Origin of the sequence: Bacillus cereus group sp. BfR-BA-01331 (assembly GCF_022663915.1) — a bacterium.
GTDB lineage: Bacteria > Bacillota > Bacilli > Bacillales > Bacillaceae_G > Bacillus_A > Bacillus_A mycoides.
Map to the genome: position 1 here is coordinate 1 of NZ_JAKUGJ010000105.1, position 1,585 is coordinate 1,585.

Sequence of the window (1,585 nt, forward strand, 5' to 3'; positions counted from 1 at the left end):
ATCAAGCAAAGAAGAGCAAATACCCCAAATAACTTAATGGCAGTTTAGTTTAATAAGAATCAATGGTAAAATGATGAGAATTAATTATGCTATGGGGCTGGTCAGTTGTAATTTTATAAAGGAGTTGTGAAAATTTGAAATATCGCAAAGCAAATATCGATGATATTGATAAATTGGTCGAGTTAAGAAAAAAGCAATTAGTTGATGAGGGGATAGAACCTAATATAGATATTGGTAGAGAACTATATGCTTTCTTTAAAAATAAACTAAGTGAAGGTACTTTAATTCAATGGCTAGTGGAAGATAATGAAGAAACTATAGCTTGTGGTGCAGTAATTTTTTATGAATTTCCACCTTGTTACACCAATAAGACTGGAAAAAAGGCTTATATCACAAATATGTATACTAATGAAAATTATCGTGGGCAAGGAATCGCAACAAAGCTGTTAACTAAATTAGTTGATGAAGTTAAGATTTCAGGTATCTCACAAATATGGCTTGGGGCTTCAAAAATGGGTAGACCAGTGTATAAGAAGTTTGGTTTTATGGAAACTGATGAATTTCTAGAATTAGGGTGTTTTTGCCCATCCACCGAAAAAGGGGAATAAGACAAGATATTCCAATGTGGAAAAGTAACTCTAAAATCAACCTTTATTGTATATTTTGGAGTTACTTGACGTTAACTTTTCTACGGAAAGTTGACACTTTTATCCTATGCCTAAAGGCGGACTGAATTCCTGCATAGGCTTTCCAATATCACTGAATTTGTAATGAAAAGTTGTGAACAATTGAAAAAATAATGGTTGAAATAATGAAAGGTGAGAAGGAGTTTATTTCTAATAAGCGAAATATTATAGTGTATTGTTTTATCCTAAATTATTTGTAAAGGTGGATACATAATGACAGTAAAGAAGCTTTATTTCCTCCCAGCAGGTCGTTGTATGTTGGATCATTCTTCAGTTAATAGTACACTTACACCGGGTAAACTACTAAACTTACCTGTTTGGTGTTATCTTTTGGAGACAGAAGAGGGACTTATTTTAGTAGATACAGGTATGCCAGAAAGTGCTCTTAATAATGAGAATCTTTTTAAAGGTACAATTGTTGAAGGACAAGTTTTACCTAAAATGAATGAGAACGATAGGATCGCAAATATTTTAAAGCGTGCCGGATATGAGCCAGAAGATCTTCTTTATATCATTAGTTCTCACTTGCATTTTGATCATGCAGGAGGAAATGGCGTTTTTACAAATACACCAATTATTGTACAGCGTGCTGAATATGAGGTAGCACTCCACAGAGAGGAATATTTGAAAGAATGTATATTGCCGAATTTAAACTATAAAATCATTGAAGGGGATTATGAAGTAGTGCCAGGTGTGCAATTAATATATACACCGGGACATACGCCAGGGCATCAGTCATTATTAATTGAGACGGAAAAATCAGGTCCAGTGTTGTTAACTATTGATGCATCATATACGAAAGAAAACTTTGAAGATGAAGTACCGTTTGCTGGATTTGATTCGGATTTAGCTTTATCTTCAATAAAACGTTTAAAAGATGTTGTTAGGAAAGAAAATCC

The 1,585-nt window shown here is 33.4% G+C and carries 2 protein-coding genes; both read left to right on the forward strand.

Annotated elements, in window-relative coordinates:
- Positions 1–134: 134 nt before the first annotated feature.
- Positions 135–608: a GNAT family N-acetyltransferase gene (locus tag MR155_RS31055; protein ID WP_003193530.1), complete on the forward strand. Its 474-nt coding sequence runs from the start codon at positions 135–137 to the stop codon at positions 606–608.
- A gap of 291 nt (positions 609–899) precedes the next feature.
- Positions 900–1,585 (forward strand): quorum-quenching N-acyl homoserine lactonase AiiA (gene aiiA / locus MR155_RS31060; RefSeq protein WP_242312102.1); only part of this gene is annotated, 686 nt, incomplete at its 3' end.